Origin of the sequence: Amnibacterium sp. CER49 (genome assembly GCF_029846255.1) — a bacterium.
In the GTDB taxonomy this organism is placed as follows: domain Bacteria; phylum Actinomycetota; class Actinomycetes; order Actinomycetales; family Microbacteriaceae; genus Amnibacterium.
Genome location: NZ_JARVWQ010000001.1, coordinates 2003758 through 2030303, shown reverse-complemented (window position 1 = coordinate 2030303; position 26546 = coordinate 2003758). Strand labels below are relative to the sequence as shown.

The window sequence follows — 26546 nt, the reverse complement described above, 5'->3', positions numbered from 1 at the left end:
TCCCCGAGCCGCCGCCCTGGCGCGGCGCCGCGACGGGCGGCGGCGTGAACGGGGCGGGCGTGCCGACCAGCTCGACGACGGCCGGCGAGGCCGACGTCACCTGCTCGCCCGGCACCTGCAGGCCGGCCTTCTTCAGCAGCATCGTGACGTCGCGGCGCTGCTCCGGCAGCACGAGCGTGACGACGGTGCCCGAGGCGCCGGCGCGGGCGGTGCGGCCGGAGCGGTGCAGGTACGCCTTGTGCTCGGTGGGCGGGTCGGCGTGCACGACGAGCGCGACGTCGTCGACGTGGACGCCGCGGGCGGCGACGTCGGTGGCGACGAGCACGCGCGCCTCGCCCGAGGTGAACGCGGCGAGGTTCCGGTCGCGCGCGTTCTGCGACAGGTTGCCCTGCAGGTCGACCGCGGCGATGCCGTCGGCGACGAGCTGCTTCGCGATCTTCTTCGCGACATGCTTCGTGCGGACGAAGAGGATGCGGCGGTCGCTGCCGGAGGCGAGTGTCGTGAGCACGCGACGCTTCGCGTCGGCGTCGGCGAGCTCGAAGACGCGGTGCGTCATCGCCTCGACGGGCGAGGTCTCGTCGTCGACCGAGTGCGTGACCGGCTTCGCGAGGAAGCGCTGCACGATCTTGTCGACGCCGTTGTCGAGCGTCGCGGAGAAGAGCAGCCGCTGGCCGCCCGCGGGCGTGCCGCCGAGGATCCGGGTGACGCCGGGCAGGAAGCCGAGGTCGGCCATGTGGTCCGCCTCGTCGAGCACCGTGATCTCGACCGCGTCGAGCGTGAGCACGCGCTGGCCGAGGAGGTCCTCGAGGCGGCCGGGGCACGCGACGAGGATGTCGACGCCGTCGTGCAGCGCCTTCACCTGCCGCTGCTGCGAGACGCCACCGAAGACGGTGGTGACCGTGAGGCCCGCGGCCGCGGCGAGGGGCTCGATCGTCGCGGCGATCTGCGTCGCGAGCTCGCGGGTCGGGGCGAGCACGAGGCCGAGGGGGCGGCCGCTGCGGCGGGATCCGCCGGCGAGGCGGCCGGACAGGCGGGCGACCATCGGCAGCGCGAAGGCGAGCGTCTTGCCGCTGCCGGTGCGGCCGCGGCCGAGCACGTCGCGGCCGGCGAGCGAGTCGGGCAGCGTCGCTGCCTGGATGGGGAACGGCTCGGTGACGCCCTGCGCCGCGAGCGCGGTGACGAGACGGGTGGGCACGCCGAGATCGGCGAAGGGAGCGGGCATGGTGCTCTTCCGGATACGGGCGGCTCGTGGCCACCTGGAGGCGACGGTGCCGGTCGGCACGTCGTTCGCCGTGGTCACGAAATCCGAAAGCAGCAGCCCGGTCGCGAGCGCTGGATCGCGCTGCACGAGGGCGGAGGGAACGGGTGTCCTCGACGCCGGCGCGATCGTTCGCGCCTCGACCAGTCTACCGGGCGCGCACCCTCGGTGTCGCGCAGGCACAATCCGTGTGTGGATCCGGTGCCCGAGCTCGAGCGGCTGCGCGATCAGGCGACGGCCCAGATCCGGTCGCTCGACGAGACGGTCGCCGCCGTCACAGCGGCCCGCGCCGACGCGAACAGCGACGACGAGCACGACCCCGAGGGCGCGACGATCGCCTTCGAGCGGTCGCAGGCCGATGCGCTGCGCACCGCGGCGCGCCGCCGCCTCGCGGAGGTGGACGCGGCGCTCGAGCGGGTCGCGGCCGGCACCTACGGCGTCTGCGCCGTGTGCGGCGAGCCGATCCCCGCGGCCCGGCTCGCGGCGCGCCCGTTCACGACGACCTGCGTCCGGCACGCCTGAGGTCCGCGGGTTCCCCCGTGGCGCCGGGCGTCGTCACGGCGCCGGATGCAGGGGATCCACCGGCGCGCACGACGGAACCGCGCCGTCGGCCCTGCATCCCGGCGGATCCCCTGCGTTCCGGGAGCGTCGATACCGGCCGTAGGTGATCCGCCCCCGTGTAGGTGCAGAAGCCGGATCCGCACCTACACCAGGGCGAAGTACCTACACGCGGTCGTGCGCCGCCGGCTGCGGCCCCTGCATCCGGGCGGATCCCCTGCGTCCGGGGAGGGCACCACGGCTAGCGTCCCCGCATGAGCGATGCGGACGTGCTCGTCGTCGGGGCGGGGCTCGCCGGGCTCGCCACCGCTCTGCGCCTCACGGCCGCCGGGCGCTCCGTGCGGGTGCTCGAGGCGTCCGACGGGCCGGGCGGCCGGGTGCGCTCGGATGTCGTCGACGGCTACACGATCGACCGCGGCTTCCAGGTGCTGAACACCGCGTACTCGGAGCTGCAGCGGCTCGACGTGCTCGACTCGCTGCAGCTGCGCGACTTCGACCGCGGGGCGCTGCTGCGCCGCAGCGACGCCCTGCACCTCGTCGCCGATCCGCGCCGCATCCCGACCGGTGTCCGCGGCCTCGCCACCGGCGTCGCCGGCTCCCCCGCCGAGCTCGCGCGGCTCGGCGCCTTCGTCGCCGCCGTCTCCTACGGCCCCGTCGAAGCGCTCCGCCGCCGGCCCGATCGCGCGTTCCTCGAGGTCCTCGAGTCCGCGGGCCTCGACGGCGCGCCGACGGAGCACTTCCTGCGCCCCTTCCTCTCGGGCGTGCTGCTCGAGGACCGCCTGACGACCTCGAGCCGGTTCGTCGAGTACGTGCTGCGCACCTTCGTCCGCGGCCGCGTCGTCGTGCCCGTGGGCGGGGTCGGCGCGCTGCCGGAGCGCCTCGCCGCGCGCCTGCCGCCGGGCGCGCTCGGGTACGGCCGCCGCGTCGTCGCGGTGCGCCCCGGCGAGGTGGACGTCGAGGGCGAGGGCACGCTCAGGGCGCGCGCGGTCGTCGTCGCCGCGGGCCCCGTGCAGGCCGCGACCCTGCTCGGCGAGGCACCGCCGCGCGTGCACAGCGTCACCACCGTCTGGCACGCCGCTCCCGAGGCACCGGTGCAGCGGCCGATCCTCGTGCTCGACACCGAGCGCGGCCCGGTCGCGAACACGGTCGTGATGAGCAACGCCGCGCCCGAGTACGCGACGGGCCGCGGCGCCCTCATCGCCTCCTCGACGCTCGGCCCCGAGCCGCTGCCGCCCGACCTGCTCCACGCGACCCTGACCCGGCTCTGGGGCGTCGACACCCGCGGCTGGACGGAGGTCGCCGTCTCCCGCGTGCCGGAGGCCCTGCCCGACCACCCCGGCGGCAGCCCGCTGCGGCGCCCGGTCCGCCTCGCCCCCGGGCTGCTCGTCGCGGGCGACTGGCGCGACACCCCGTCGTCGCAGGGCGCGCTGCTCTCGGGGCGCCGGGCGGCCGACGCGATCCTGCTGCGGCCCTGAGCCCGCACGCGCGGCGTCAGGTGGGCGCGCCCGGCCGGACGACGTCGGCGAGCGCCGTGCGCGGCCCGGGGGCGCACGGGGTCCGGGGCCCCTGGAAGCGGGGAAGCCCGCGGGGGCCGCCGCTGCCAGGGTGGCCCCATGAGCACCGCCGAGCGCCCGGCGACCGCGCCCGCGCGGCTTCGGCGCCTGCCGCGCCGGTCCTGGTTGCACGCCCTGGTCGCGTTCGTCGTCGGCGCCCTGCTCGGCGAGATGATGCAGTACGCGCTCGTCGCCCTGCTCTTCGGCGTCTGGCCCGTCGCGCTCGTCACGCTGCTGCTCGCGACCGCCGCGTTCGGCGTGCTCGGTGCGGCACTGCACCGCCGTCGCTTCGGCTGGCTGCTCCTGCTCACGCCCGCGCTCTGGCTGCCCGTGGCGGTCGCGGCGCCCTACCTCGCCGCAGCCGCGCACCACGGCGAGCTCGATCTCGCCTCCCCGCTGCCCGCGGTGCTGCCGGGCGCGGCGGCCGCCCTCGTCGCGCTGCTCAGCTGGGCGCGACGCCGCGACTGACCGCCGCCGGCATCCGTCACGCCGCCGTCATCCGGCGTCACGGAGCGCACAGGGGCCCCGAGCCGCCGAAGGTACCGTCGGGTCATGGCTGATCGTGAGTACGGCTTCCGCACCCGGGCGATCCACGCGGGCAACATCCCGGACCCCGTCACCGGTGCCCGCGCCGTGCCGATCTACCAGACGAGCGCCTTCGTCTTCGACGACACCGCGGACGCCGCGGCCCGCTTCGCCCTGCAGAAGTACGGCAACATCTACAGCCGTCTCGCGAACCCGACCGTGGCGAGCTTCGAGGAGCGCATCGCGAGCCTGGAAGGGGCGCTCGGCGCCGTCGCGACCTCGTCGGGGCTCGGCGCGCAATACATCACCTTCGCCGCGCTCGCCGGCCAGGGCGACCACATCGTGGCGTCGTCGCAGCTCTACGGCGGCTCGCTCACGCAGCTCGACATCGCGCTGCGCCGCTTCGGGGTCGAGACCACCTTCGTCCGCTCGTCGGACCCCGAGGAGTACGCGAGGGCGATCACCGACCGCACGAAGGTGGTCTTCGCCGAGAGCGTCGCGAACCCGTCCGGCGAGGTCGCCGACGTCGAGGGCCTCGCCGACGTCGCGCACGCCGCGGGCGTGCCGCTCATGATCGACGCCACCATCGCGACGCCGTACCTGTCGCGGCCGATGGAGTGGGGCGCCGACATCGTCGTGCACTCGGCGACGAAGTTCCTCGGCGGCCACGGCACCACGCTCGGCGGCGTCGTCTCGGAGTCCGGCCGGTTCGACTGGCACAGCGAGCGCTTCCCGCTCTTCGGTCAGGCGGTGCCGACCTACGGCGGGCTGCAGTGGTCCGGCAACTTCGGCGAGTACGCCTTCCTCACCCGCCTCCGCGCCGAGCAGCTGCGCGACATCGGCCCGGTGCTGTCGCCGCACTCCGCGTTCCTGCTGTCGCAGGGCGTCGAGACCCTGCCGTTCCGGATGCAGGCGCACGTCGACAACGCCCGCGTCGTGGCGGAGTGGCTCGAGCAGGACGACCGCATCGAGTACGTCCACTGGGCGGGCCTGCCGAACCACCCGCACCACGAGCGCGCCGCGAAGTACCTGCCGAAGGGCCCGGGCGCGGTGTTCGGGTTCGGCATCAAGGGCGGCCGCGACGCGGGCCAGACGTTCATCGAGTCGGTGGACCTCGCGAGCCACCTCGCGAACATCGGCGACGCGAAGACCCTCGTCATCCACCCCGCATCGACCACCCACGCGCAGCTGAACGAGCAGCAGCTGCTCGACGCGGGCGTCGACCCCGGCCTCGTGCGTATCAGCGTCGGCATCGAGGACGTCGAGGACATCGTCGCCGACCTCGACCAGGCGCTCGACGCCGCCGTCGAGAAGCGGTCCGCCGCATGACCGCGCTCGAGACCGACCCCGGGTACAAGCCGGGCGACGTCGTCCACATCGTGCTCTTCCGCCTCCGTGACGACGCCACCGACGCGGATCGCGCCGAGGTCGAGCGCCGGTTCCGGGCCCTCGCGGACAGCGAGCGCGAAGGCCGCCGGTACATCCGCCGCATCCGCAGCGGGCCGCAGACGAGCCCCGAGGGCGTCGGCCGCGGGCTCGAGCTCGGCTTCGTCGTCGAGTTCGCCTCCGAGGGCGACCGCAACTACTACCTCGGCCGCCCCTTCGTCGGCGAGGGCGTGCCGTTCGACGAGCCGCACGACGCCTTCAAGGCCTTCGTCGGGCCGCTGCTCGCCGAGGACGGCGTGCTCGTCTTCGACTTCGACGCGGACCACGACGGCGGCCCGGCGGGCGCAGGATGGAACGAGGAGGAGCGGCGATGAGCGACACGATCTCGAACGCGGCAGGTCCGGGCACGGTCACCGAGAGCGCCGCGGGCGCGCAGGACGGCGCGGTCGTCACCGACCTGCACGGAGGCCCGCAGGCGCCGGCGATCGCCGAGACGGTCACGGCGACGCTCTCGAACGGCCTCACCTGCGACATCCCCGCCTCGAGCCCGCTCGCGAAGCGGCTGAAGGCGGCCCGCACGTGGCACGGCCCCGACGCGAAGCAGCGGCTCGGCATCCTGCGGCGCGCGAAGAGCGTCGCGATCGTCGGGGCGAGCCCGAATCCGGCACGCTCCAGCTACTTCGTCGGCACCTACCTGCTCCAGTCGAGCGACTACCGCGTGTACTTCGTGAACCCGAACGCCGCGGAGATCCTCGGCCAGCCCGCGTACCCGGACCTGCAGTCGCTGCCCGAGGTGCCCGACATCGTCGACGTGTTCCGCAAGGGCAGCGACATCCCGGCCGTCGTCGACCAGGTCGTGGAGATCGGGGCGCCGACGATCTGGGTGCAGCTCGGCATCTGGAACCAGGACGCCGCGTACTACGGCGAGAGCAAGGGCCTCACCGTCGTGATGGACCGCTGCATCAAGATCGAGCACGCCCGCTTCCACGGCGGCCTGCACCTCATGGGCTTCGACACCGGCCAGATCTCGGCACGGAAGACGCTGCGCTAGCCGCGAATGTCGGGTCCCGCGACCTCGACCGGCGACGGGTGCGTCTTCTGCGCGATCGCGGCCGGCGAGGCCGAGGCGAGCGTCGTCCACGAGGACGACGAGGTGATCGCGTTCCTCGACCTGCATCCGGTGACGCCGGGACACCTGCTCGTCGTGCCGAAGCGGCACTCGGTGGGTCTCGACGACACGGATCCGGACACGGGCAGGCGGGTCTGGTCGGTCGCGCACGACCTCGCCCGCGCACTGCGCCGCTCGAGCCTGCGCACCGACGGCGTCAACCTCCTCCTCTGCGACGGTGCGGCCGCCTTCCAGACGGTGCTCCACCTCCACCTCCACGTCGTCCCGCGCTTCGAGGGCGACGGCGGGGAGCTGATGTTCCCGATCGGGCCCGCCCACGACCGCGCGCTGCTCGAGCGCGACGCCCAGGCGATCCGGGAGGCGCTCGCCCCGTAGCACCTGCGCGCCCTGCAGGACCCGACGCGACGCCTCCGCCCGCGCACCGCGGATGGTCTCCGCACATGGCGCGGGCGGGTCTCGAGGAGGACGATCGCGGCATGCCGGACGCAGCCCCCGCTCCCGTCGACGACGCCGTGCTCGACGACCTCCGCCGACGGCTGCGGGCCACGAGGACCGTCGACGTCGTACCGGGCGGCCCGGAGCGCGGGGTCGAGAGCGGATACCTCACCGGGCTCGTCCGGTACTGGGCCGAGGAACACGACTGGCGCGCCGCGGAGGACCGGATCCGCGCGCTGCCCTGGGTGCGCTCGAGCGGCGGCCTCCGCGCCGTGCACCAGCGGGCCGCGGATCCCGCCGCCCCGGTCGTGGTGCTGCTGCACGGCTGGCCCGACTCGGTGCTCCGCTTCACGCGGGTGCTGCCGCTGCTTCCCGACGTGCACGTGGTGGTGCCCGCGCTGCCCGGCTACCCCTTCAGCGACCTGCCCGCCTCGTCGGGCGCCGCGATGGCCGACCCGGTCGCGGCGCTGCTCGACGAGCTCGGCTACGGCGCGTGCACCGTCTCGGGGGGCGACATCGGCACGAGCGTCGCGGAGTCGCTCGCCCGCCGGCATCCCGAGCACGTCGGCGCCCTGCACCTCACCGACGTGCCGTCGCGGGCGCTCGCGCTGGTCGACCGCTCGGACTGGACGCCCGAGGAGCGGGCCTTCTCGGCGGAGATCGCCCGCTGGCAGGCCGGCGAGGGCGCCTACCTGGCCGAGCAGGCCACGAAGCCGAACACCCTCGCGGCGGCGCTCGGCGACTCCCCCGCGGGGCTCGCGGCCTGGATCGTGGAGAAGCTGCGCAGCTGGAGCGACTGCGACGGCGACGTGGAGGCCGCCTTCCCGCGCGACGACCTGCTGACCTGGGTCACCGCCTACTGGGTGACGGGCACGATCGGAACGTCGTTCGGGCCGTACGCGTTGCGCGAGCCGCCGGTGCCCGGCCGGGTCGCGGCCCCCCTCGCGGTCCAGCTGTTCCCCCGCGACCTGCTGCACGCGCCCCGCGGGTACGCCGAGCGCACCTTCGACGTCCGTGAGTGGGACGTCGCCGAGTCGGGCGGCCACTTCGCCGCGTGGGAGCGCCCGGAGGCGTTCGTCGCGGGCCTCCGGAAAGCCGTCGCGCTGGCCACGTAGCCCGATGCGCCCGGATCCGGGTGGCGGCGGCTACTTCCGCAGCTCGAGGTACTTGCGGATGAGCGACTGCGTCGAGGCGTCCTGCGACTCGAGGGCCGAGGTGTCGCCCTGCAGCGCCGGCGTGATCTGCAGCGCGAGCTGCTTGCCGAGCTCGACGCCCCACTGGTCGAAGCTGTCGATGCCCCAGACGGTGCCCTCGGTGAACACGATGTGCTCGTAGAGCGCGATCAGCTGCCCGACGACCGAGGGCGTGAGCGACGGAGCGATGATCGACGTCGTCGGCCGGTTGCCCTCGAACGTGCGGGCGGTGACCACCGACTCCTTCGCGCCCTCGGCCCGCACCTCGTCGGAGGTCTTGCCGAAGGCGAGCGCCTGCGTCTGCGCGAAGAAGTTCGCGAGGAACAGCGCGTGCACGTCGGCGCCCGGCTTCACCGCGCCGCCGTCGCCCTGCTCGTCGACGAGCGCGTGCGCCGGGTTCGCGACCGTGATGAAGTCGGCCGGGATGAGCCGGGTGCCCTGGTGGATGAGCTGGTAGAAGGCGTGCTGGCCGTTCGTGCCCGGCTCGCCCCAGAAGATCTCGCCGGTGTCGGTGGTGACGGGCGAGCCGTCCCAGCGCACCGACTTGCCGTTGCTCTCCATCGTGAGCTGCTGCAGGTAGGCCGGGAAGCGGTGCAGGTACTGCGCGTACGGCAGCACCGCGTGCGTCTGGGCGCCGAGGAAGTTCGTGTACCAGACGTTCAGCAGGCCCATCAGCACGGGCACGTTCCGCTCGAGCGGGGTCGTGCGCATGTGCTCGTCGATGGCGTGGAAGCCCGCGAGGAAGTCCTCGAAGCCCTCCGGCCCGATCGCGATCGCGACCGAGGTGCCGACGGCGGAGTCGACCGAGTAGCGGCCGCCGACCCAGTTCCAGAAGCCGAACGCGTTGTCGGGGTCGATGCCGAACGCCTTCACCTTGTCGAGCGCGGTCGAGACGGCGACGAAATGGCGGCTGACCGCCGTGGTGCGCGCGTCGTCGGAGTCCTCGAGCACGCCCGCCGCCGACAGCCGCTCCCAGAGCCACTGCCGCGCGAGGCGCGCGTTCGTGAGCGTCTCGAGGGTGCCGAAGGTCTTCGACGCGACGATGAAGAGCGTCGTCTCCGGGTCGAGGTCCTTCGTCTTCTCGTAGATGTCGGACGGGTCGATGTTCGACACGAACCGGCACTCCAGCCCCTCCTGCACGTAGGGCTTGAGGGCCTCGTAGACCATGACCGGGCCGAGGTCGGAGCCCCCGATGCCGATGTTCACGACGGTCGCGACGCGCTTACCGGTGACGCCCTTCCAGTCGCCGCTGCGCACGGCCTTCGCGAAGCCGTAGATCTTGTCGAGCACGGCCCGGACGTCGGTGTCGACGTCCTGCCCGTCGACCGTCAGCGGCTTCGCGGGCTCGAGCTCGCCCTGCGCGGGGCGGCGCAGCGCGGTGTGCAGCACGGCGCGGTCCTCGGTGACGTTGATGTGCTCGCCCGAGATCATCGCCCGGAAGCGGCCGGCCACGTCGACGTCGGTGGCGAGCTGCAGGAGGTGCTGCAGCACCTCCTCGGTGAGCAGGTTCTTCGAGAGGTCGACGGTGAGGTCCCCGGCCTCGAAGGTGTAGCGCGCGGCGCGGTCCTGCTCCTTGTCGAACCAGCCGCGCAGGTCGGGCCGGAAGCCCGCCTTGATGCGGCCGAGGGCCTGCCAGGCCTCGGTGCCGGTGGGGTCGACGGGGCCGTTCGACGCGGCCTGCGGGGTGTCGGAAGTCGTGGTCATCGAGGGCTCTCCGTGCTGAAGGTCGACGCTCGGACGCCGCGCCGGGAACGGGGGCGTCGCTCGGTCCGACCGTATCGCCGTCCCCTGGTGATCTCAGGAGACGCCCGGCGCCTTCCCACCGCGCTGCTGCGTGGCGCCGAGCGCCTCGACCGCGACGCGGAGCGCCCAGCCGGCGGCGGCCGCCGCGTCCCCGCCGGGCCACTGCGGCGCCCGCCGCCACAGCTCGAGGAACGCCGCGAGCGTGGCCTCCGCGGCGCCCTCGCCGGCCACGGACCGCCCGATGGCGAACACCCGCGGGGCGAGCAGGTCGTAGAGCGGCCCGAACGCCTCGCGGCGCCCTCGGCCCGCCTCGCGGAGCAGGACGGCGACGTCCGCGCGGCCGTTCGCGACCGCTCCGACGGCGGAGGCGCTGCTGCCGGCCGGGCCGAGTGGTCCGGCGAGCGGCGAGGAGCCGGAGAACGGGGCCACGGATCCTCCAACGCCGGCCGGGAACCGCACCGGAAGGGTGCGGCGCTCGGGGTGAGGCGTGGCACCCGGAGCGGATCTGGTCCGAGCGTAGAACGATCGTTCTCCAAATGGAAGAACGATCGTTCTCCGAATGCCGGACCGTCGGCCGGGACCGGGCGGCCAGCCGAGGGCTGCGATGGTGGACGGGTGCGCCTGCTGCTCGTCCGCCATGCCCAGATCCCCTCGAACGTGCTCGGCGTGCTCGACACCGCGCGGCCGGGACCGTCGCTCACCGAGCTCGGTCGCACGCAGGCGGTCGCCCTCTCCGGCACGCTCGCCGACGAGCCGATCGATGCGGTGTTCGCGTCCACGCTCATCCGGACGCAGGAGACGATCGCGCCGACCGCGGAGCAGCGCGGACTCGAGCCGCGACTGCTCGAGGGGCTGCGCGAGATCCGCGCCGGCGACCTCGAGGGCGAGCGGACGCGCGAGGCGCAGCGCGCCTACATGGAGACGGTGTTCCGCTGGGCGAACGGCGAGCGCGACGTCGCGATGCCGGGCGGTGAGACCGGCGAGGAGTTCTTCGCGCGGTTCGACGCGGCGCTCGCCGAGGTGGCGGAGTCCGGCGCCGCCGACGCCGTGGTCGTGAGCCACGGCGCCGCGATCCGCTGCTGGTCGGCGACGGTCGCGGGCGCGGACCGCGACTTCCTCGCGACCCATCCGCTGCCGAACACCGGCATCGTCGCGCTCGAGGGCGAGCCGGGCGGCTGGCGGATGCGCGAATGGCGCGAGCACCCGGCGGGGCAGCCGGTCCTCGTTCCCAGCGGAACGGACGACCCCGCCGGATCCGGCGGCTGATCCGGCCTCAGGCGCGCCGGCCCGCGGCGAGCACCGCCGCGCTCGGCAGCTCGAGCAGGCCGTCGCGCTCGAGGTCGACCGCGAGGCGCTCGTAGGCGGCGCGCATGGCCCCGCGTCCCGCACGATCCTGCTGCCGGTAGGTGAGCCCGACGGTCGCGAGCCCCGCCTCGACGCCCCGCCAGAGCCGGTCGCCCTCGACGAGCCAGGTCCAACCGACGGTCGTGGCGCGCACGTCGGCGAGGCCGGCCTCGGCGAGCAGCCCGGCGAGCCCGTCCTCCGTGCGCGCGAAGTCGCGCTGCGGCGGCAGCCGCATCCCGGGCGGCGGCGTGACGCCGGCCTCGGCCATCACCTCGGTCCAGAGCCGGTTCATCGCGCTGACCTGCGACGCCCAGATCGTGACCGCGACCGTGCCTGCCGGCCGGACGACGCGGGCGAGGCCGCGGAGGCCGCCTGGCGGGTCGGGCAGGTGGTTCACGACGAAGTTCGCGACTGCCGCGTCGAACGCCGCGTCCGGCAGCGGCAGGTCGGGGGCAGGGCGCCCTCGACCAGCGCGACGCCGGGGGCGTTGCGGGCGGCGCGCGCGAGCATCGCGGGCGACGGGTCCAGCGCCGTCACGGCCCAGCCACGTGCGAGCGCCGCAGCGGCCACCGTGCCCGGTCCGGTGCCGGCGTCGAGCAGCGAGGCGCCTGAGGCGGGTGCGCCGGCGGCGTCGAGCAGCGCGGGCACCGCGCCGGCGCAGAGCGGCGCGAACGACTCCTCGTACGCGGCGGCCGCGCTCCAGACGTCCTCAGGACGTCCGGCGACCGCCATGGACACCCATCTTCGACGCCTCGCGCGGGCGCTGACGCACGAGCGGCTCGGTGCGGGGGTGCCGGGGCCCGTCGATGCCACCGGAGCGGCGGACGGCGAATCGGGTCCAGAGGGCGAAGAGGACCAGCAGCGCGCCGACGAGGACGACGGCGACGACCGAGTCGAGGAACGGGTTCATGGGGCGCTCCGCATGGGTGTGGGCGGGAAGGAGCGCTCGCACTCTCCCACTGCGCTCAGGAGACGTCCACCCCTTGTTCGGGATCCGCAGCCTTCCTGCCGCTCTGCACCGGTGGTCTCCCGCCGCCTTTCGAACCGGGCGGCGATCCCGTGAGACGTTCCGATGCCCGGTGCACACGAGGAGGGAGAGGCCGATCCGGCTTCAGGACAGGGAGCACGACGATGAGGCGACGGAGCGGGCCACGGCTGGCTGCGGTGACGGTGCTGGTGGCGCTCGCCACCGGGCTGCTCGCGGGCTGCACGAGCGGTGGAGCGAACGATTCGGCCGGCGTGGGGTCGGGCAGCGCCGCATCGAACGGCGGGAGCCGGGGCGTGGCCGACGCCGCCGGGTCCTCCTCGACGGCGAAGGGGACCGACGCCGTCGTGCCGTCGACGCAGCAGGTCGTCACGACGGGCGACCTCGACCTCGTCGCGACGGATCCGATCGGCGTCGCGGCCCGCATCACGAGCATCGTGATCGGCGCGGGCGGCCGCATCGACGCCGAGGAGGAGCAGCCGTCCGGCAAGGTGACCGCGTCGCTCACCGTGCGCATCCCCGCCGCGGGCTTCGCCACCGCACGCGAGCAGATCGCGCACCAGGGCCACGTGCGCACCCTGACCCTGCACAGCACCGACGTGACCGGTCGCACCGCCGATTACGCCGCCCGCATCTCGGGCCTGCGCGCCTCGATCGCCCGGCTGCAGACCCTGCTCGGCCGCGCCGGCACCTCGAGCGAGCTCGTCGATCTCGAATCGAGCCTCACCACGCGCGAGACCGACCTCGAGCAGCTGCAGGCGGAGCAGCGCATCCTCGCCGACCAGGTCGCGTACGCGACCCTCGCCATCACGGTGACGGCACCGGCCGTCGCCCGGCACGCCCCTCCCCCGGACTTCGTCAGCGGCTTCCTCGCGGGTCTCGCCGGGCTGCTCGCGACGGGTCGCGTGCTGCTCGTCGCGCTCGGCGTGCTGCTGCCGTGGCTCGTCGTGCTCGGCGCGCTCGTGGGCGCCGGCGTGCTCGTGCGTCGGCGCGTCCGCGCGAGCCGCGGCGCGGACGCCCCGCCGGACGCCCCGCCGCCATCCGCGTGACCGTCGTCGCCGTGGCGCCCGCCCCGCCGCGGCAGGCTGCGCCAGGGTGGGCGGGGACGGGAGGTGGCGTGGACGCTGAGCCGACCGACCGCGCCCTCCTCGCCGCGACGGGGCCGGGCGCGCAGGCGCACTTCGCCCGGGTGCTGCGCCGCCACAGCGGCGTGCTCTACGCGGTCGCCTACCGGCAGATCGAGTCCGTGCCGGATGCGGAGGAGCTCGTGCAGGACGCCTTCGTGCTGCTCTGGCGCAAGCGGGCGCGGCTCGGCCTCGTCGGCGACTCCGCGCTCCCGTGGCTGATCGTGACCGTGAAGCACCTCGCGGCGAACCGGCGGCGGGCGAACCAGCGTCGCGGGCGGCACGAGACGTCCGCGCCCGAGGTGCTCAGCGCCGCGGACGAGCCGGCAGGCGAGGTGCGCGACCTGCTCGATCGCGCCTTCGCGAGGCTGCCGGCGATGGACGCCGAGATCGCCCGGCTCTGTCTCGCGGAGGACCTCAGCTATGCCGAGGCGGCCGAGCGGCTCGGGCTGACCGAGGGCGCGGTGCGGAACCGGCTGAGCCGGGCCCGCGCCCGGCTGCGCGACGACCTGACCGAAGGGAGGCGGGACCGATGAGCGAGGAGCCGATGCGCGACGACCTGCCCACCGAGGAGCGCCTCGACCGCATCGAGCGGGCGGTGCTGAGCCGCATCCGCCTCGAGGAGGACGCGCGGCTCCGGCGGCGCCGGCGGCTCGTCGGCGGCGGCATGGGGCTCGCGCTCGCGGCCGCGGTGGTGGGGCTCGTCGTGGTCGTGCATCCGGTCGGGCAGTCCGGGGCGAGCTCGGGCAGCGCCGCTGGTGGGTCCGCCTACAGCGGCCCGTCGTCCGCCTCCGGCGGGAACACCGCCGATTCCAGTGGCGGCGGCGCCCCGGCCGTCGTCTGCCACGCGGGCGCGACGACGACGTCGCCCTCAGCGAAGGCGACGGCGACCGACCCGACGCCGGTGCGGCTGGCCGACGCGTGCGCGAAGGCGCTCGGGCCGGAGGCGGCACCCCGCACGACGAGCACCCCGACGACCGCGGGCCTGCCCGGGCCGGCGGTGTGCCGCGACCGCGCCGGCGTCCTGCACGTCTTCCTCACCGACAGCCCCGCGAGAAGGGTCTGCCCGGCCAACGGGATGACACCGCGCTGAGCCCTCCTCGGGTCCCGGGACGTCACCCGGCTGAGGGAGCGGCCGCGCGTGCCCGAGGATGGAGGACGACCCGGACCCGCCCGATCCCCGAGGAGCCCCATGCCGGACGCCCAGCAGCCCCTGCACGTCGAGACGCGCGTGGTGACCCTCGGGCGCCCGTCGTCGGAGCCGGACCAGCCGCTGAACGTCCCCGTCACGCTCACCTCCACCTTCATCGCGGGCGGCGACCTCGAGTACGGCCGCTACGGCAACCCGACCTGGACCGCGTTCGAGGACGTGCTCGGCGACCTCGAGGGCGGCCGGTGCATCGCGTTCGCCTCCGGCATGGCGGCGATCGCCGCGGTGCTCGACCTGCTCGACGCGGGATCGAAGGTGGTCGCGCCGCGGCACTCCTACACCGGCACGATCGGGCAGCTCCAGGACAGCGAGCGCCGTGGCCGCATCACCGTCGAGTACGTCGACATCGCGGACACCGAGGCCGTCGTGGGCGCCGCCGAGGGCGCCGCCCTCGTCTGGATCGAGACGCCGACGAACCCGGCGCTCGAGGTCGCCGACGTCGCCGCGATCGCCGCGGGCGCGCACGCGGCCGGCGCGCTCGTCGCCGTCGACAACACCTTCGCGACGCCGCTGCTGCAGCGCCCGCTCGAGTCGGGCGCCGACCTCGTCGTGCACTCGGCGACGAAGTACATCTCAGGTCACAGCGACGTGCTCATGGGCGCGGTCGTCACGGCGACCGCGGAGCACGCCGAGGCGATCACGAGCATCCGGACCCTGCGCGGCGCGATCCCCGCGCCGCTCGAGACGTTCCTCGCGCTCCGCGGCCTGCGCACGCTGCCGGTGCGGCTCGAGCGGGCGCAGTCCACGGCGCAGGAGCTCGTCCGCCGGCTGTCCGGGCTCGAGGGGCTGCAGGAGGTGCGCTACCCCGGCTTCGGCGCGATCGTCTCGATCGTGCTCCCGACCGCGGAGGCGGCGGACGCCCTCGCGTCGTCGGTACGGCTCTGGCGGCACGCGACGAGCCTCGGCGGCGTCGAGTCCACCCTCGAGCGCCGTCGCCGCTGGCCCGCGGAGGCCTCGACGATCCCCGAGGGGCTCGTGCGGCTCTCCGTCGGCCTCGAGCACGTCGACGACCTGGAGCGGGACCTCCGGAGCGCGCTCGGCGCCTGACCGGATGCGGACCCGCGCTCAGCGGCGGCCGTCGCCGACCATCACCCCGGCGAGCCGGGTGAGGAGCGCGCGCGGCACGAGGCGACCGCTCCGCGCCGACAGCGTGTTCAGCAGACCCGAGACGACGCTGGGGCCCCGCCCGCGGTCGAGCGCGGCGAGCGCGACCCGCACCACCTGCTCGGGCGTCTGCCGGCGCCCGACGCTGCCCCCCTCGCCCGCGACCTCGAAGAACTCGGTCTCGGTGGCACCCGGCGCGAGGGCGAGCACGCGGACGCCGCGCCCGGCGGTCTCGGCCCACAGCGCCTCGGTGAACGACAGCACGAACGCCTTCGTGGCCGCGTAGACCGCCATCGACGGCACGGCCTGGAACGCCGCCGTGCTCGCGAGGTTCACGATGTAGCCCTTGCCGCGCTCGAGCATGCCGGGCAGCAGCGCCCGGGCGAGCAGCACCGGCGCCGTGACGTTCACGGCGAGCTCGGCGGCGATCCGCTGCGGGTCCTCGTGCTCGAAGCGGCCGTGGCCGCCGAAGCCGGCGTTGTTGATGAGCCCGCGGACGACGACGCCGGCCGCCTCGAGGTCGGCGAGCAGCCGCTGCACGGCGCCCTCAGCGGCGAGGTCGGCGACGAGCACCGAGGCCCGGATCCCGTGCCGCCGCTCGAGCTCTGCCGCGAGGGCGCGGAGGCGGTCCTCCCGGCGCGCGGTGAGCACGAGGTCCTCACCCCGTTCGGCGAGGGCGCGGGCGAACGCCTCACCGATGCCCGAGCTCGCGCCCGTGATGAGGGTGGTCCTGCCGGTCCGCGCTGCCATGGGGTCCAGTCAACACGGGCCGCCCCGGACGCCTCGTGAGCGCGGTCAGCCGAGCAGCTCGCGCACGTCGTCGGCGTCGAGCAGCGACCCGAACAGCGCCTCGTCGTCGATGACCGCGTCGAACACCGCCGCCTTGCGCGCCTTCAGCTGCATCACCTTCTCCTCGATGGTGCCGGCGGCGACGAGCCGGTAGACCATCACCTGCTTGTCCTGCCCGATGCGGTGCGCGCGGTCGATCGCCTGGTCCTCGCTCGCCGGGTTCCACCAGGGGTCCAGCAGGAACACGTAGTCCGCCTCGGTGAGGTTCAGGCCGAACCCGCCCGCCTTCAGGCTGATGAGGAAGACCGGCGCGTCGCCGTCCTTGAACGCGGCGATCGCGGCGTCGCGGTCGCGGGTGCTGCCGTCGAGGTAGGCCGTCTGGATGCCCGCCTCGGTGAGCCGCTGCTGCACCCGCGACAGGTACGAGGTGAACTGGCTGAAGACGAGCGCCCGGTGCCCCTCGGCGAGCACGTCGTCGAGCTGCTCGAGCAGCGCGTCGAGCTTGCTGCCGGTCGCCTCCTCGCCGATCAGCGCGGGGTCGAGGGCGAGCAGCCGCAGCAGGGTGAGCGACCGGAACACGATGAACCGGTTGCGGTCCATGTCCGACAGCAGGTTGAACAGCTTCCGCCGCTCCCGCTGCAGCCAGACGTCGTAGAGCGCGCGGTGGTCGGGCGCGAGGTCGACCGTGAGCACCTGCTCCTGCTTCGGCGGCAGCTCGGCCGCCACGGTCTCCTTCGTGCGCCGCAGCAGGAACGGCCGGATGCGCTGCCGCAGCCGCGCGAGACGATCGGCGCGCAGCCGGGCCGCGACCTCGGGCGCGTCCCCCGCGCCGACGCCCTGCTGGACGCCGGCGCGGACCTCCTCGATCGGCCGCACGTACTCCTCGCGGAACCGGAGCGCGGAGGCGAACAGCCCGGGCGCGACGACGGCGAGCACCGCGTGCAGCTCGGTGAGCGAGTTCTCCATCGGGGTGCCGGTCACGGCGAGCTTGAACGGCACCGGCAGGTCGCGCACGACCTCGTGGATGCGCGACGCCGCGTTCTTCACGAACTGCGCCTCGTCGAGGATCAGCCCCGCCCAGCCGTCGCCCTCCGCGACGCCGCGGTAGCCTTCCGCGTCGAGCCGGAGCAGGGCGTAGCTCGTGACGACGACGTCCGCGCCCGCCGCGAGATCGGCGATCGGCGATCCCGCCTTCGCCTCGGTCGCCGTCACCGTGCGGACCCTGAGGCCCGGTGCGAACCGGGAGGCCTCGGCCGCCCAGTTCGACACGACTGAGGTGGGCGCGACGACGAGGAACGGCCGGCGCACCTCCTCCGACACGGAGAGCATCAGCGCGAGGCACTGCAGCGTCTTGCCGAGGCCCATGTCGTCGGCGAGCACGCCGCCGAGGCGGTGCCGCCAGAGGAACGACAGCCAGGCGAGGCCCTCCGCCTGGTAGGGCCGCAGCTCGGCGCGGAGACCCGCGGGCGGCCGCACCGGAACGGGCGCGCCCCGCACCTCGGCGAGCAGCGCCCGCCACTCCACCGCGGGGTCGGCCTCGTCGGCGAGGTCCTCGAACTCGCTCCAGAGCGCGGTCTGGTAGCGGCTGAGCCGGGGGCCCGCGCGCCATTCGTCGAGGTCGCCCGCGTCGGCGATGAGGTCGGCGAGCGGCGCGAAGGCCGGGTGGTTCAGCGAGAGGTAGGCGCCATCGGCGAGCAGGATGCGGCGCCGCCCGGCCGCGAGCGCCTTGAAGAGCGGGGTGAACGGGATGCGCCGGCCGTCGAGCAGCACCTCGATGCCGAGGTCGAACCAGTCGGCCTTCTCGGCGGGCACCGCCCGGACGACGAGCCGAGGGGCGCCGGAGAGCTCGCGGTAGTCGGGCCGGGTTCCGGTGGTGGTGACCCGCAGGCCGGGCAGCGCCTCGAGCCGCGGCAGCACCCGGGCGCTGAACTCGGCGGCCTCGAGCTCGGTGAGGACGGCGGGGCGCGGCAGCCCGTCGTCGTCGCCGAGCAGCGACTCCGGCAGCAGGCCGGGCGGCAGCACCGTCGCGAGCGGCGGCGGGGTCGCGCCCCGCCGGACCTCCCACGCCCACCGGAGGGCGAGGCGGTGCCCGGCACCGAAGGCGGCGGTGAGCACGAGGCGAGGCGGCTCGACCTCGGGCAGGGCGACCGAGCCGTCGCGGCTCGCGACGTCGACGCGGTCGCGCAGCTGCGGCACGTACTCGCGCAGGAACTCGTCGACCGCCTCGGCCGGCACGACGACGCCGTCGCCGCCGAGGCTGCGCAGCAGTCGCTGCCGCTCGGCGTCGAGCGGCACGTCGAGCTCGGCGAGCACCACCTCGCGCGGCTCGGCCGGGTCGAAGAGGTAGAGGCCGGACGCGCCGATCGGCTGCGCGCGCCGCACGGCGACCGGCTCGCCGCCGAGCACGAGCAGCGGCCCGGCGCGCAGGGCCTCGCCGTCGCGGGCGACGTCGAACGTGAGCGACGCGGGGCCGGCGACCCGGACGACGGTGCCGGCGCTGCCGACGAGCGGCACGCCGAGCTGCTCCGCCTGCTCGAGCAGCCGCCACAGCACCGGGTTCGCGAAGTCGTCGAGGAACAGCCAGTCCGGGTCCTGCCCCGGCGCCGCGGGGACGCCCGCGCGGTGCAGCGCGCCGAACTGGGTGAACCAGCGGTGCTGGTCGACGTCGAGCTCGAGCTGGCGCTGCTTGTGGGGCAGGTTCGACCAGGTGAGGCCGCCTCGGGCCCAGCCGCGCTGCGTGCGGGTGACGGGACGGACGCCGAGCCGGTACTCGCCGCTGCCCGGCTGCGCGTCGCGCCGCTTGCGCGGCGTCACCGCCTGCGAGGTCGGGCCGTTCCAGCGGTAGGTCGTGCGGGGCAGCAGCTCGCGCAACTCGACCTGCAGGGCGAGCGCGGTGGGCGCGGACTCGATGCGTGGCGCGGGGGGCCGCAGGAAGCCGTCGAGCGCCTCGCGCCAGTCGGCGGGCTGCGGCTCGGGCTCCTGCACCGGGCGATGGTTCCACACGCCGCCGACGGCACCGACGTGCGCGGTCCGGCTGCGCATCATCCCGCCGGGGTCGGCCGGACGCCGTCCGTCGCCCTAGCCTCATGCGAGAGGTCCGGGAGGGCGCCGCGGACCGGCACGACGGCGACGACGCAGCTCGCCGTTCGGCCGGCGTCGCGCTGCCCCGCGTCGCACCGCACCGGTGCGACGAGCGCACCACGTCCTCCGGAGGAAGGGATGCACATGAAGGTCACGGTCGTCGGTGGCGGGTCCACGTACACACCGGAGCTCGTCGACGGGTTCGCGCGGATGCGCGACATCCTCCCGATCGACGAGCTCGTGCTCGTCGATCCGGATCCCGAGCGGCTGCGACTCGTCTCGGGCTTCGCGCGCCGCATGTGGGCGCACGCCGGTCACCCCGGCACCATCACCGCGACGGACGACGTCGTGCGCGGGGTCAGCGACGCCGACGTCGTGCTGCTGCAGCTGCGCGTGGGCGGGCAGGCGGCTCGGCACGGCGACGAGACGTTCCCCCACGAGGTCGGCTGCATCGGCCAGGAGACGACGGGTCCGGGCGGGTTCGCGAAGGCGCTGCGCACCGTCCCGGTCGTGCTCGACATCGCCGACACGGTGCGCCGGCACGCGAAGCCCGACGCGTGGATCATCGACTTCACGAACCCGGTCGGCATCGTCACGCGCGCCCTGCTCGAGGCGGGCCACCGCGCGGTCGGGCTCTGCAACGTCGCCATCGGCTTCCAGCGGCGCTTCGCGAAGCTGCTCGACGTGGCGCCCGGGGCCGTCTCGCTCGGCCACGTGGGGCTGAACCACCTCACGTGGGAGCGGTCGATCACGGTCACGCGCGACGGGGTCCAGGAGGACGTGCTGCCCTCCCTGCTCGCCACGCGCGTCGACGAGCTCGCCGACGAGGTCGGCTCGCCGCGCGCCCTGCTCGAGCTGCAGGCGGCGGTGCCGTCGTACTACCTCCACTACTTCTACGCCCACGACGAGGTGCTCGCCGAGCAGCTCGTCGCCCCCACCCGCGCGGAGGCGGTGCAGGACGTCGAGCGGCGGCTGCTCGCCCAGTACGCGGACGAGTCCGTGGTCGAGAAGCCCGCCGAGCTCGCGCTCCGCGGCGGCGCCTTCTACTCGGAGGCCGCCGTCGACCTCATGGCGTCGCTCATCACCGACCGCGGCGACGCGCAGGTGGTGAACCTCCGCAACGACGGCGCCCTGCCGTTCCTGCCCGACGACCACGTGATCGAGGTCCCGGCGACCATCCGCACGAGCGGTGTGGAGGCGCTGCCGATCGCGCCGCTGTCGGCCGAGATGGAGGGGCTCGTCGCGCACGTCGCGGCCTACGAGCGCCTCGCGCTCGACGCGGCGGTCCTGGGCGGGGTCGACCGGGTGCGGCGCGCGATGCTCGCGCACCCGCTCGTCGGGCAGTGGGACAAAGCGGTGCGGCTCACCGACCTGCTGATCGCGCGCAACGCGCAGCACCTCGCGTGGGCGCGATGAGCGCACCCGTGATCGTCGCCGTCGACGGCGGCGGCTCGAAGACGGACGTCGTCGCGGTCGGCCTCGACGGGAGCCTGCGCGCCCACGTCCGCGGCCCCGGCTCGCAGCCGCAGGTGATCGGGCTCGAGCCGGCGCTCGCGATCCTCGATCGGCTCGTCGGCGAGGTGCTCGCCGCGGCGGGCGACGCGCCCCTCGCCCGTGCGGGCGTGTACCTCGCGGGGCTCGACCTGCCCGCCGAGTACGCGGCCGCTCGCGCGGGCATCGCCGCGTGCCCGGCGTTCGGCGACGCACCGGTCGAGGTCGAGAACGACCTGTTCGCGCTGCTGCGCTCGGGGGCGGCGAACCCCGACGCGGTCGCCCTCGTCTGCGGCACGGGCATCAACGCGATCGCCCGGCGCTCCGACGGCGCGACCGTGCGCTACCCGTCGCTCGGCACCATCTCGGGCGACTGGGGCGGCGGCGGCGACCTCGGCCCGCAGGCGCTCTGGCACGCGGCGCGGTCCGCGGACGGCCGGGGGCCGAAGTCGCTGCTCGAGGAGCTCGTCGCCGAGGCGTTCGGCCTGCCCGACATCGCCGCGGTCATCGAGGGGCTCCACTTCGGCCGGATCCCCGAGCGGTCGCTCGTGCACCTCACGCCCGTGCTCTTCGAGGCCGCGCACCGCGGCGACGCGCCGGCGCTCGGCGAGGTGCGGCGCCAGGCCGAGGAGATCGTCGTCATGGCCGCAGCGGCGATGCGGCGCCTCGGTCTCGAGCAGCTGGCACCGCAGGTGGTGCTCGGCGGCGGCGTGCTCGCGGCCGCCGACCCGCTGCTGCTCGACCCGGTGCGGGAGGGTCTGCTCGCGGTCGCCCCGAGGGCCACCGTCGACCTCGTCCACGTGCCGCCGATCCTCGGCGCCGTGCTCCTCGTCCTCGAGGCGGCGGACGCCGAGCAGGCGGTGCTCGACACCGCACGGCGGGCGGTCCTCGAACGGTTCGCGGCGGGGATCACCGACTACGCGGACAGCGCCCCGCTGGCGCGCTAGCGCTCAGGCCGGCAGCGGCTCGACCCGCTGCCACGACGGCTTGTGCTCCCACACGAACCGGTAGTAGTCGGCGAGCTCCAGCTCGGCGGCGGCGGCCTCGTCGACGACGACCGTCGCCGCCGGGTGGTGCTGCAGGATCGACCCCGGCCAGCGGGCCGAGACGGGTCCCTCGACGATCTGCCCGATCGCGGTCGCCTTCGCGGCGCCCTGCGCGACGAGCACGACGCGGCGCGCGGCGAGGATCGTCGCGAGCCCCTGCGTGAGGCAGTGCGTGGGCACCTCGTCGGGAGAGTCGAAGAACCGGGCGTTGTCGGCCCGCGTGCGCTCGGCGAGCGTCTTGATCCGGGTGCGCGAGCCGAACGACGACGTCGGCTCGTTGAAGCCGATGTGGCCGTTCGCGCCGACACCGAGGATCTGCACGTCGACGCCGCCGGCCGCGGCGATCGCCTCCTCGTACTCGCGGCAGGCCCGCTCGAGGTCGTCGGCGCGGCCGTCGGGCACGCGCACCCGCGCGGGGTCCATGCCGAGCGGCTCGACGACCTCGCTGCGGATCACGGCCGCGTAGCTCTGCGGGTGGTCCTCGGGGATGCCGACGTACTCGTCGAGGGCGAACCCCGAGGCGCGGGAGAGGTCGAGCGCGCCCGACTCGACGAGCCGCCGCAGCTCGCGGTAGGTGCCGAGCGGCGAGGAGCCGGTGGCGAGCCCGAGCACGGGCTCGGCCTTGCCCCGCACGGCGTCGGCGACGAGCGCCGCCGACAGGCGGGCGACGGAATCCGGGTCGGGCAGGACGACGATCTCCACGAGAGGAACCTATTGGGCTCCCGGCTAGAAGTGCGTCTGCACCAGGTCGACCACGCGGGGGTCGGGCAGGGCGGTGGACTCGAGCACCGGCACGAGGCGCCACTTGTCGAAGGCGGTGCACGGGTGCGAGAGCCCGAACCGCACGACGGCGCCGACGGGCAGGGCGGCCCGGCCGGGCTCGAGCCGGAGGAAGGCGTGCTGGTCGTTCAGCGCGACGACCGCGGCGCCCGCGACCGCCTCGTCCGGCGCACCGAGCACCGCCTGCGGCACCGGCAGGCCGAGGTCGAACGGCACGTCGCGGCGGCCCGCGTCGAGGATCGCGAGCCCCGGCTCGGGCCGCGACAGCACCCGGGCCCAGGCGTGGATGCCGGCCTCGAGCCGCATGCCCGTGCCGGCCGCGCCGAACGGCGAGAGCGCGGCGTAGTGGCCGTCGTCGTGCACCTGGTAGGCCCCGGAGCGGAGGATCGCGCGGGCCGCACCGGCCTCCGGCGCGAGCGCGTCGGCGACGAGATCGGGGTAGGTGCTGCCGCCCGCGGTGAGCAGCGGCACGCCGTCGATGCGCTCGCGCAGCCGGGAGTGCAGCGCGACGAGGTCGGCGAGGAACGCGCGGACAGCGTCGACCGAAGCGCTCCCGCGGTCGGAGCCCGCGGGTCCCTCGTACCCGGCTGCGCCCGCGAGCCGCAGGGCGGGCGCGGCGGCGACCGCGTCGGCGACGTCGAGCGCCGCGTCGAGGCCGCGGGCACCGGCGCGGCCGCCCGGCACGCCGAGCTCGACGAGCACGGGCAGCGGGCGACCGGGCCCCAGCCCGGCGGCGAGCAGCGCGACGCCCTCCCGGCTGTCCACCCAGCAGGCGATCTCGAGGTCGGGGTGCGCATCGAGCGCGGCCCGCAACCAGCGGATGCCGACCGGGTCGGTCACCTCGTTCGCGATCAGGATGCGCCGCACCCCGGCCTCGACGGCGACCTGCGCCTGCCAGGCCGTGGCGAGCGTGACGCCCCAGGCGCCCGCGTCGAGGAAGCGCCGCCACAGCGCGGGCGCCATCGTCGTCTTGCCGTGCGGAGCGAGCAGCAGGCCGCGCTCCGCCGTCCAGGCGGCCATCGCCGCGGTGTTGTGCCGGACCGCTTTGTCGTCGACCGTGAGCAGCGGGGTCTGCAGGTCGGACAGATGCGGCCCGGTCGCGAGGAACGCGGCGACGGTGCTCCCCCACGCGGACGGCGGCAGCGACTTGTGCTGCGGGCCGAGGACGAGGTCGGCGGGGTCGGGAAGCGGCATCCGGCCATCCTGCCGCCGGTAACGTGCGAGCCATGACTGAGAAGCAGCGGATCGTCCCGCCCGGCACCGGATCGGCCCTCCCGTTCAGCGCGGGCGTGCGGAAGGGGCCGCTGCTGCAGGTGTCGGGCCAGGGCCCGACCGATCCGGACTCCGGCGAGTACCTGTTCCCCGGCGATGTGGCCGGGCAGACCACCCGGGTGCTGCAGAACGTGCAGGCCGTGCTCGAGGCGGGGGGCGCGACGTTCGACGACCTCGTCATGCTCCGCGTCTACCTGACGACGCGCGACCACTTCGCGCCGATGAACGAGGCGTACGGCGCCTTCGTGCGGGAGCACAGCACGAGCGGCGTGCTGCCCGCGCGCACGACCGTGTTCGTCGACCTGCCGCACCCCGCGATGCTCGTCGAGATCGACGGGCTCGCGGTGACGGCCACGTCCTAGGCTGCGGCGATGGACCGCGGTCGCTTCTACGAGATCGTCGAGACGGCGCGCGAGGGCATCGTCCCCGAGTCGCCGAGCGCCGACGGCGAGTCGCTGCGCACCGCGCTCTCGAACCTGTCCGACGACGAGGTCGCCGACTTCGTGCGCACGTTCGAGGAGGAGCTCGTGCGGCTGAACCGCTGGTCGGTGCGGGGCGCCGGCGCCGCGGCGAGCGGCGGGATGAGCGACGACGCGTTCCACTGGTTCCGCTGCTGGCTGATCGGCAAGGGCGCCGACGCCGTCGACACCGCGCTCGACGACCCCGACGGCCTCGTCGCGTACCTCGACACCCGGATGGAGAACGAGCCGCTCGAGTACGCGGCGCTCGAGGAGCTCGACGAGCGCGGCCTGCCCGACCCGCGCACCGAGGACGGCCCGCGCCCCGACGACGAGCCCGAGGGCGAGCGCATCGACCCCGACTCCGTCGAGGAGCGCTACCCGCGGATCACGGCAGCGGTCACCGGCTCGGGTCTGTGACCCCGTCCGCCAGGATGGGATCGTGACCGCCATCCAGAGCACGCTGCCGCCCGTCGCCGCCGACGTCCCCGCCGCGGTGGTCGAGGAGAACGTCGCCGAGCTCGACGAGATGAACAGCGACAGCTGGTCGTCGCTCGAGTCGAGCGGCATCGACGCCGAGACCGAGCTCGAGCTCGAGTTCGCCTTCTCCGCGCCGAACGAGGCCGCCGCGCGGGAGCTCGCGGAGTACCTGGAGAACGCCGACTACGACGTCGAGGTCGGCGAGCCGGGCGGCGAGCTCGACGAGTGGGCCGTCACCGGCACCACCCCCGACGTGACCGCCGACGAGGACGGCCTCGTCGAGTGGGTGCGGCGCATGGTCGCGATCGGGTGGGAGCACGGCGAGTGCCGCCTCGACGGCTGGAGCGCCGCGGTCGTCTGACAGCCTGGGGCGCGTGTGGATCGGCTGGATCGAGTTCGACCTGCTGCTCGGCGACGTGCACTCCCTGAAGGGCAAGCGCTCCGTGGTGCGCCCGCTCGTCGCGGAGCTCGACCGTCGCTTCCCGCTGTCGGTCGCCGAGGTCGGCGACCAGGATCTCCACCGCAGGGCCCGGATCGGCGCGTCCGTCGTCTCCGGCGACGGTGGGCGCGTGCAGCAGGTCCTCGACGAGGTGGAGCGGTTCGTCGCCGCGCGGCCCGAGGTCGACCTGCTGTCGGCGCGCCGCGGACTCGCCTCGAGCGACGACTGAGCGCGGGCGCGCTAGGGCCGCAGGTACGCGTCGACGAGCAGCCCGCCGCGGATGGCGCGCAGCTCGTCGAGGATGCGCCCGGTCAGCCGCGCTGAGACGCCGGCAGCCTCGACGTCGTGCGGGCCGATCGCCGGCAGGTGGCCCGTGCGGATGCGCACGACCTCCCAGCCCGCCTGCCGCAGCAGCCGGTCCTTGCGCGCGTCGACCTGCTCCCGGCGGCCCGTGTGCTCGAGGCCGTGTCGCCCTGTGGTGTCGTACTCGATCGCGACCCGCAGCTCGGGCAGCAGGATGTCGGGCCACGCCTCGAGGTGATCGAAGAACGGCTGCCGCAGGCGCACCGCCGTGAAGCCCTGCTCGAACTCGAGCCGCTCGACGAGCCCGGCGCGCAGGTCGGCCTCGGCGGCGGAGGCGGGCGCGGGCGCACAGGTGCTGACGAACGGCTCGCCGACCGGCAGGTCGGGCGTCCTCGGGCAGAGGTCGCGCGGCTTCCTGGGCTTCCGCGGCGGGGGCTGGACCCGGACCGCCTCGCGGACGACCGGTCCCTCGGCGAGCGGCGTCGGCACCATGGGCAGCGCCCGCGGTCGCCTCCCGTTCGCCTGGTCGGAGCAGGTCGGGCACCAGGAGGAGCGACGCCGCTCGCGGCCCGGCCGCATGCGCTGCTCCTCGGGCGTCGCGACGAAGTGGTGGCCGGCCTCGCACTCCCACTGCAGCCAGACGTCGGCGGCGAGAGGCACCTGGCTGAGCACGATCCCGCGGTTCAGCTCGGGGTGGTACTGCTTCACGAGCGCCGGGTAGCGCGCCCACTGCTCGCGGTATGCGCCGACCGCGTAGGGCACGTCGCGCCCGGTGGAGGCGCGGCGGCGCTCCCACCAGGCGTCGATCGGCTCGGGCACCGCGGCAGGCTACGTCGCCGCACCGTCACCGGTGCGCGGGC

The 26546-nt window shown here is 75.0% G+C and carries 30 protein-coding genes; 19 read left to right on the top strand and 11 right to left on the bottom strand.

The window, feature by feature from the left end; all coding sequences use genetic code 11:
- The coding region (locus tag QDR37_RS09995; protein ID WP_279713601.1) for a DEAD/DEAH box helicase at positions 1 to 1222 on the bottom strand (1222 nt) is incomplete at its 3' end.
- Positions 1223 to 1450: 228 nt separating this feature from the next.
- On the opposite strand from QDR37_RS09995, the gene QDR37_RS09990 reads away from it, so the two are divergent.
- The 8 genes from QDR37_RS09990 (at position 1451) to QDR37_RS09955 (ending at position 7959) form a co-directional block, all read left to right on the top strand.
- On the top strand, positions 1451 to 1780 hold the full coding sequence (locus QDR37_RS09990; RefSeq protein ID WP_279713516.1) for a TraR/DksA C4-type zinc finger protein: 330 nt from the start codon (positions 1451 to 1453) through the stop codon (positions 1778 to 1780).
- A gap of 290 nt (positions 1781 to 2070) precedes the next feature.
- Complete coding sequence (locus tag QDR37_RS09985; protein WP_279713514.1) at positions 2071 to 3291, top strand: NAD(P)/FAD-dependent oxidoreductase; 1221 nt, start codon at positions 2071 to 2073, stop codon at positions 3289 to 3291.
- A 138-nt stretch (positions 3292 to 3429) separates the two neighbouring features.
- Positions 3430 to 3837, top strand: a complete 408-nt coding sequence (locus tag QDR37_RS09980) for a hypothetical protein (RefSeq protein ID WP_279713512.1) — start codon at positions 3430 to 3432, stop codon at positions 3835 to 3837.
- Positions 3838 to 3921: 84 nt separating this feature from the next.
- Positions 3922 to 5223 (top strand): O-acetylhomoserine aminocarboxypropyltransferase/cysteine synthase, encoded by a 1302-nt coding sequence (locus QDR37_RS09975; RefSeq protein WP_279713511.1) that lies wholly within the window; start codon positions 3922 to 3924, stop codon positions 5221 to 5223.
- Entirely contained in the window at positions 5220 to 5654 is a 435-nt protein-coding gene (locus QDR37_RS09970; protein WP_279713509.1) for a Dabb family protein, read from the top strand. Before QDR37_RS09975 ends, QDR37_RS09970 begins: the two co-directional genes overlap by 4 nt.
- A gap of 158 nt (positions 5655 to 5812) precedes the next feature.
- Positions 5813 to 6331 (top strand): CoA-binding protein, encoded by a 519-nt coding sequence (locus QDR37_RS09965; protein ID WP_279713600.1) that lies wholly within the window; start codon positions 5813 to 5815, stop codon positions 6329 to 6331.
- A 6-nt stretch (positions 6332 to 6337) separates the two neighbouring features.
- Positions 6338 to 6784 (top strand): HIT family protein, encoded by a 447-nt coding sequence (locus QDR37_RS09960; protein ID WP_279713507.1) that lies wholly within the window; start codon positions 6338 to 6340, stop codon positions 6782 to 6784.
- Positions 6785 to 6885: 101 nt separating this feature from the next.
- On the top strand, positions 6886 to 7959 hold the full coding sequence (locus QDR37_RS09955; RefSeq protein WP_279713505.1) for an epoxide hydrolase: 1074 nt from the start codon (positions 6886 to 6888) through the stop codon (positions 7957 to 7959).
- Positions 7960 to 7989: 30 nt separating this feature from the next.
- On the opposite strand, the gene pgi is transcribed toward QDR37_RS09955, so the two are convergent.
- Together pgi and QDR37_RS09945 are read right to left on the bottom strand one after the other, a co-directional pair.
- Positions 7990 to 9741 (bottom strand): glucose-6-phosphate isomerase, encoded by a 1752-nt coding sequence (pgi, locus tag QDR37_RS09950; RefSeq protein WP_279713503.1) that lies wholly within the window; start codon positions 9739 to 9741, stop codon positions 7990 to 7992.
- 93 nt (positions 9742 to 9834) lie between these two features.
- Complete coding sequence (locus tag QDR37_RS09945) at positions 9835 to 10209, bottom strand: hypothetical protein (RefSeq protein ID WP_279713501.1); 375 nt, start codon at positions 10207 to 10209, stop codon at positions 9835 to 9837.
- Positions 10210 to 10395: 186 nt separating this feature from the next.
- On the opposite strand from QDR37_RS09945, the gene QDR37_RS09940 reads away from it, so the two are divergent.
- A complete protein-coding gene (locus tag QDR37_RS09940; protein WP_279713499.1) occupies positions 10396 to 11046 on the top strand; it encodes a histidine phosphatase family protein in 651 nt (216 codons plus the stop codon).
- A gap of 7 nt (positions 11047 to 11053) precedes the next feature.
- Here the strand turns inward: QDR37_RS09940 and QDR37_RS16410 are convergent, their stop codons facing one another.
- From QDR37_RS16410 to QDR37_RS09930, 3 genes are read right to left on the bottom strand one after another with little or no spacing between them, the layout of a single operon-like run.
- Complete coding sequence (locus tag QDR37_RS16410) at positions 11054 to 11521, bottom strand: hypothetical protein (protein WP_347882097.1); 468 nt, start codon at positions 11519 to 11521, stop codon at positions 11054 to 11056.
- Positions 11518 to 11856: a class I SAM-dependent methyltransferase gene (locus QDR37_RS16405; RefSeq protein WP_347882096.1), complete on the bottom strand. Its 339-nt coding sequence runs from the start codon at positions 11854 to 11856 to the stop codon at positions 11518 to 11520. Before QDR37_RS16405 ends, QDR37_RS16410 begins: the two co-directional genes overlap by 4 nt.
- A complete protein-coding gene (locus QDR37_RS09930; RefSeq protein WP_279713497.1) occupies positions 11834 to 12034 on the bottom strand; it encodes a hypothetical protein in 201 nt (66 codons plus the stop codon). The genes QDR37_RS16405 and QDR37_RS09930 overlap by 23 nt, the downstream gene beginning before the upstream one ends.
- Positions 12035 to 12255: 221 nt before the next feature.
- On the opposite strand from QDR37_RS09930, the gene QDR37_RS09925 reads away from it, so the two are divergent.
- The 4 genes from QDR37_RS09925 to QDR37_RS09910 all read left to right on the top strand — a co-directional run bounded on the left by QDR37_RS09925 (position 12256) and on the right by QDR37_RS09910 (position 15490).
- Positions 12256 to 13158, top strand: coding sequence for a DUF4349 domain-containing protein (locus QDR37_RS09925; protein WP_279713494.1), 903 nt, complete (start codon positions 12256 to 12258; stop codon positions 13156 to 13158).
- Between the two features lie 68 nt (positions 13159 to 13226).
- Positions 13227 to 13769 carry an RNA polymerase sigma factor gene (locus QDR37_RS09920; protein WP_279713492.1) on the top strand — a complete coding sequence of 181 codons (543 nt, stop codon included), beginning with the start codon at positions 13227 to 13229 and terminating at the stop codon, positions 13767 to 13769.
- Complete coding sequence (locus QDR37_RS09915; RefSeq protein WP_279713491.1) at positions 13766 to 14326, top strand: hypothetical protein; 561 nt, start codon at positions 13766 to 13768, stop codon at positions 14324 to 14326. Before QDR37_RS09920 ends, QDR37_RS09915 begins: the two co-directional genes overlap by 4 nt.
- A 99-nt stretch (positions 14327 to 14425) precedes the next feature.
- A complete protein-coding gene (locus QDR37_RS09910; protein ID WP_279713488.1) occupies positions 14426 to 15490 on the top strand; it encodes a PLP-dependent aspartate aminotransferase family protein in 1065 nt (354 codons plus the stop codon).
- An 18-nt stretch (positions 15491 to 15508) separates the two neighbouring features.
- Here QDR37_RS09910 and QDR37_RS09905 read toward each other — a convergent pair whose 3' ends face one another.
- Positions 15509 to 16297, bottom strand: coding sequence for an SDR family oxidoreductase (locus QDR37_RS09905; protein ID WP_279713486.1), 789 nt, complete (start codon positions 16295 to 16297; stop codon positions 15509 to 15511).
- A gap of 45 nt (positions 16298 to 16342) precedes the next feature.
- A complete protein-coding gene (locus QDR37_RS09900; RefSeq protein ID WP_279713485.1) occupies positions 16343 to 19321 on the bottom strand; it encodes a DEAD/DEAH box helicase in 2979 nt (992 codons plus the stop codon).
- Between the two features lie 240 nt (positions 19322 to 19561).
- Here QDR37_RS09900 and QDR37_RS09895 point away from each other — a divergent pair, with 240 nt between their 5' ends.
- Positions 19562 to 20833, top strand: a complete 1272-nt coding sequence (locus tag QDR37_RS09895) for a 6-phospho-beta-glucosidase (protein WP_279713484.1) — start codon at positions 19562 to 19564, stop codon at positions 20831 to 20833.
- On the top strand, positions 20830 to 21855 hold the full coding sequence (locus QDR37_RS09890; RefSeq protein WP_279713483.1) for a BadF/BadG/BcrA/BcrD ATPase family protein: 1026 nt from the start codon (positions 20830 to 20832) through the stop codon (positions 21853 to 21855). Before QDR37_RS09895 ends, QDR37_RS09890 begins: the two co-directional genes overlap by 4 nt.
- A gap of 3 nt (positions 21856 to 21858) precedes the next feature.
- On the opposite strand, the gene nagB is transcribed toward QDR37_RS09890, so the two are convergent.
- Both nagB and QDR37_RS09880 read right to left on the bottom strand, forming a co-directional pair.
- The gene (nagB, locus tag QDR37_RS09885) at positions 21859 to 22656 is read right to left on the bottom strand and encodes a glucosamine-6-phosphate deaminase (RefSeq protein WP_279713482.1); all 798 of its coding nucleotides are present in this window, start codon (positions 22654 to 22656) and stop codon (positions 21859 to 21861) included.
- A 24-nt stretch (positions 22657 to 22680) separates the two neighbouring features.
- A complete protein-coding gene (locus QDR37_RS09880; protein ID WP_279713480.1) occupies positions 22681 to 23928 on the bottom strand; it encodes an amino acid deaminase in 1248 nt (415 codons plus the stop codon).
- Positions 23929 to 23960: 32 nt separating this feature from the next.
- Here QDR37_RS09880 and QDR37_RS09875 point away from each other — a divergent pair, with 32 nt between their 5' ends.
- Genes QDR37_RS09875 through QDR37_RS09860 form a run of 4 tightly spaced genes read left to right on the top strand, consistent with a single transcriptional unit; the run spans position 23961 to position 25612 of the window.
- On the top strand, positions 23961 to 24368 hold the full coding sequence (locus QDR37_RS09875) for a RidA family protein (protein WP_279713479.1): 408 nt from the start codon (positions 23961 to 23963) through the stop codon (positions 24366 to 24368).
- A gap of 9 nt (positions 24369 to 24377) precedes the next feature.
- Complete coding sequence (locus QDR37_RS09870) at positions 24378 to 24884, top strand: DUF4240 domain-containing protein (protein ID WP_279713477.1); 507 nt, start codon at positions 24378 to 24380, stop codon at positions 24882 to 24884.
- Between the two features lie 22 nt (positions 24885 to 24906).
- On the top strand, positions 24907 to 25305 hold the full coding sequence (locus tag QDR37_RS09865) for a ribonuclease E inhibitor RraB (protein ID WP_279713476.1): 399 nt from the start codon (positions 24907 to 24909) through the stop codon (positions 25303 to 25305).
- A gap of 13 nt (positions 25306 to 25318) precedes the next feature.
- Positions 25319 to 25612, top strand: a complete 294-nt coding sequence (locus tag QDR37_RS09860) for a DUF503 domain-containing protein (protein WP_279713475.1) — start codon at positions 25319 to 25321, stop codon at positions 25610 to 25612.
- A gap of 11 nt (positions 25613 to 25623) precedes the next feature.
- On the opposite strand, the gene QDR37_RS09855 is transcribed toward QDR37_RS09860, so the two are convergent.
- Complete coding sequence (locus QDR37_RS09855; protein WP_279713474.1) at positions 25624 to 26505, bottom strand: hypothetical protein; 882 nt, start codon at positions 26503 to 26505, stop codon at positions 25624 to 25626.
- Between the last annotated feature and the right edge of the window lie 41 nt (positions 26506 to 26546).

Coding starts and splice junctions, on each gene's coding strand:
- QDR37_RS09985 (WP_279713514.1), top strand. CDS start 2,071: ATGAGCGATGCGGACGTGCTCGTCGTCGGGGCGGGGCTCGCCGGGCTC.
- QDR37_RS09980 (WP_279713512.1), top strand. CDS start 3,430: ATGAGCACCGCCGAGCGCCCGGCGACCGCGCCCGCGCGGCTTCGGCGC.
- QDR37_RS09975 (WP_279713511.1), top strand. CDS start 3,922: ATGGCTGATCGTGAGTACGGCTTCCGCACCCGGGCGATCCACGCGGGC.
- QDR37_RS09970 (WP_279713509.1), top strand. CDS start 5,220: ATGACCGCGCTCGAGACCGACCCCGGGTACAAGCCGGGCGACGTCGTC.
- QDR37_RS09960 (WP_279713507.1), top strand. CDS start 6,338: ATGTCGGGTCCCGCGACCTCGACCGGCGACGGGTGCGTCTTCTGCGCG.
- QDR37_RS09955 (WP_279713505.1), top strand. CDS start 6,886: ATGCCGGACGCAGCCCCCGCTCCCGTCGACGACGCCGTGCTCGACGAC.
- pgi (WP_279713503.1), bottom strand. CDS start 9,741: ATGACCACGACTTCCGACACCCCGCAGGCCGCGTCGAACGGCCCCGTC.
- QDR37_RS16405 (WP_347882096.1), bottom strand. CDS start 11,856: ATGGCGGTCGCCGGACGTCCTGAGGACGTCTGGAGCGCGGCCGCCGCG.
- QDR37_RS09930 (WP_279713497.1), bottom strand. CDS start 12,034: ATGAACCCGTTCCTCGACTCGGTCGTCGCCGTCGTCCTCGTCGGCGCG.
- QDR37_RS09925 (WP_279713494.1), top strand. CDS start 12,256: ATGAGGCGACGGAGCGGGCCACGGCTGGCTGCGGTGACGGTGCTGGTG.
- QDR37_RS09915 (WP_279713491.1), top strand. CDS start 13,766: ATGAGCGAGGAGCCGATGCGCGACGACCTGCCCACCGAGGAGCGCCTC.
- QDR37_RS09910 (WP_279713488.1), top strand. CDS start 14,426: ATGCCGGACGCCCAGCAGCCCCTGCACGTCGAGACGCGCGTGGTGACC.
- QDR37_RS09905 (WP_279713486.1), bottom strand. CDS start 16,297: ATGGCAGCGCGGACCGGCAGGACCACCCTCATCACGGGCGCGAGCTCG.
- QDR37_RS09895 (WP_279713484.1), top strand. CDS start 19,562: ATGAAGGTCACGGTCGTCGGTGGCGGGTCCACGTACACACCGGAGCTC.
- QDR37_RS09890 (WP_279713483.1), top strand. CDS start 20,830: ATGAGCGCACCCGTGATCGTCGCCGTCGACGGCGGCGGCTCGAAGACG.
- QDR37_RS09880 (WP_279713480.1), bottom strand. CDS start 23,928: ATGCCGCTTCCCGACCCCGCCGACCTCGTCCTCGGCCCGCAGCACAAG.
- QDR37_RS09875 (WP_279713479.1), top strand. CDS start 23,961: ATGACTGAGAAGCAGCGGATCGTCCCGCCCGGCACCGGATCGGCCCTC.
- QDR37_RS09870 (WP_279713477.1), top strand. CDS start 24,378: ATGGACCGCGGTCGCTTCTACGAGATCGTCGAGACGGCGCGCGAGGGC.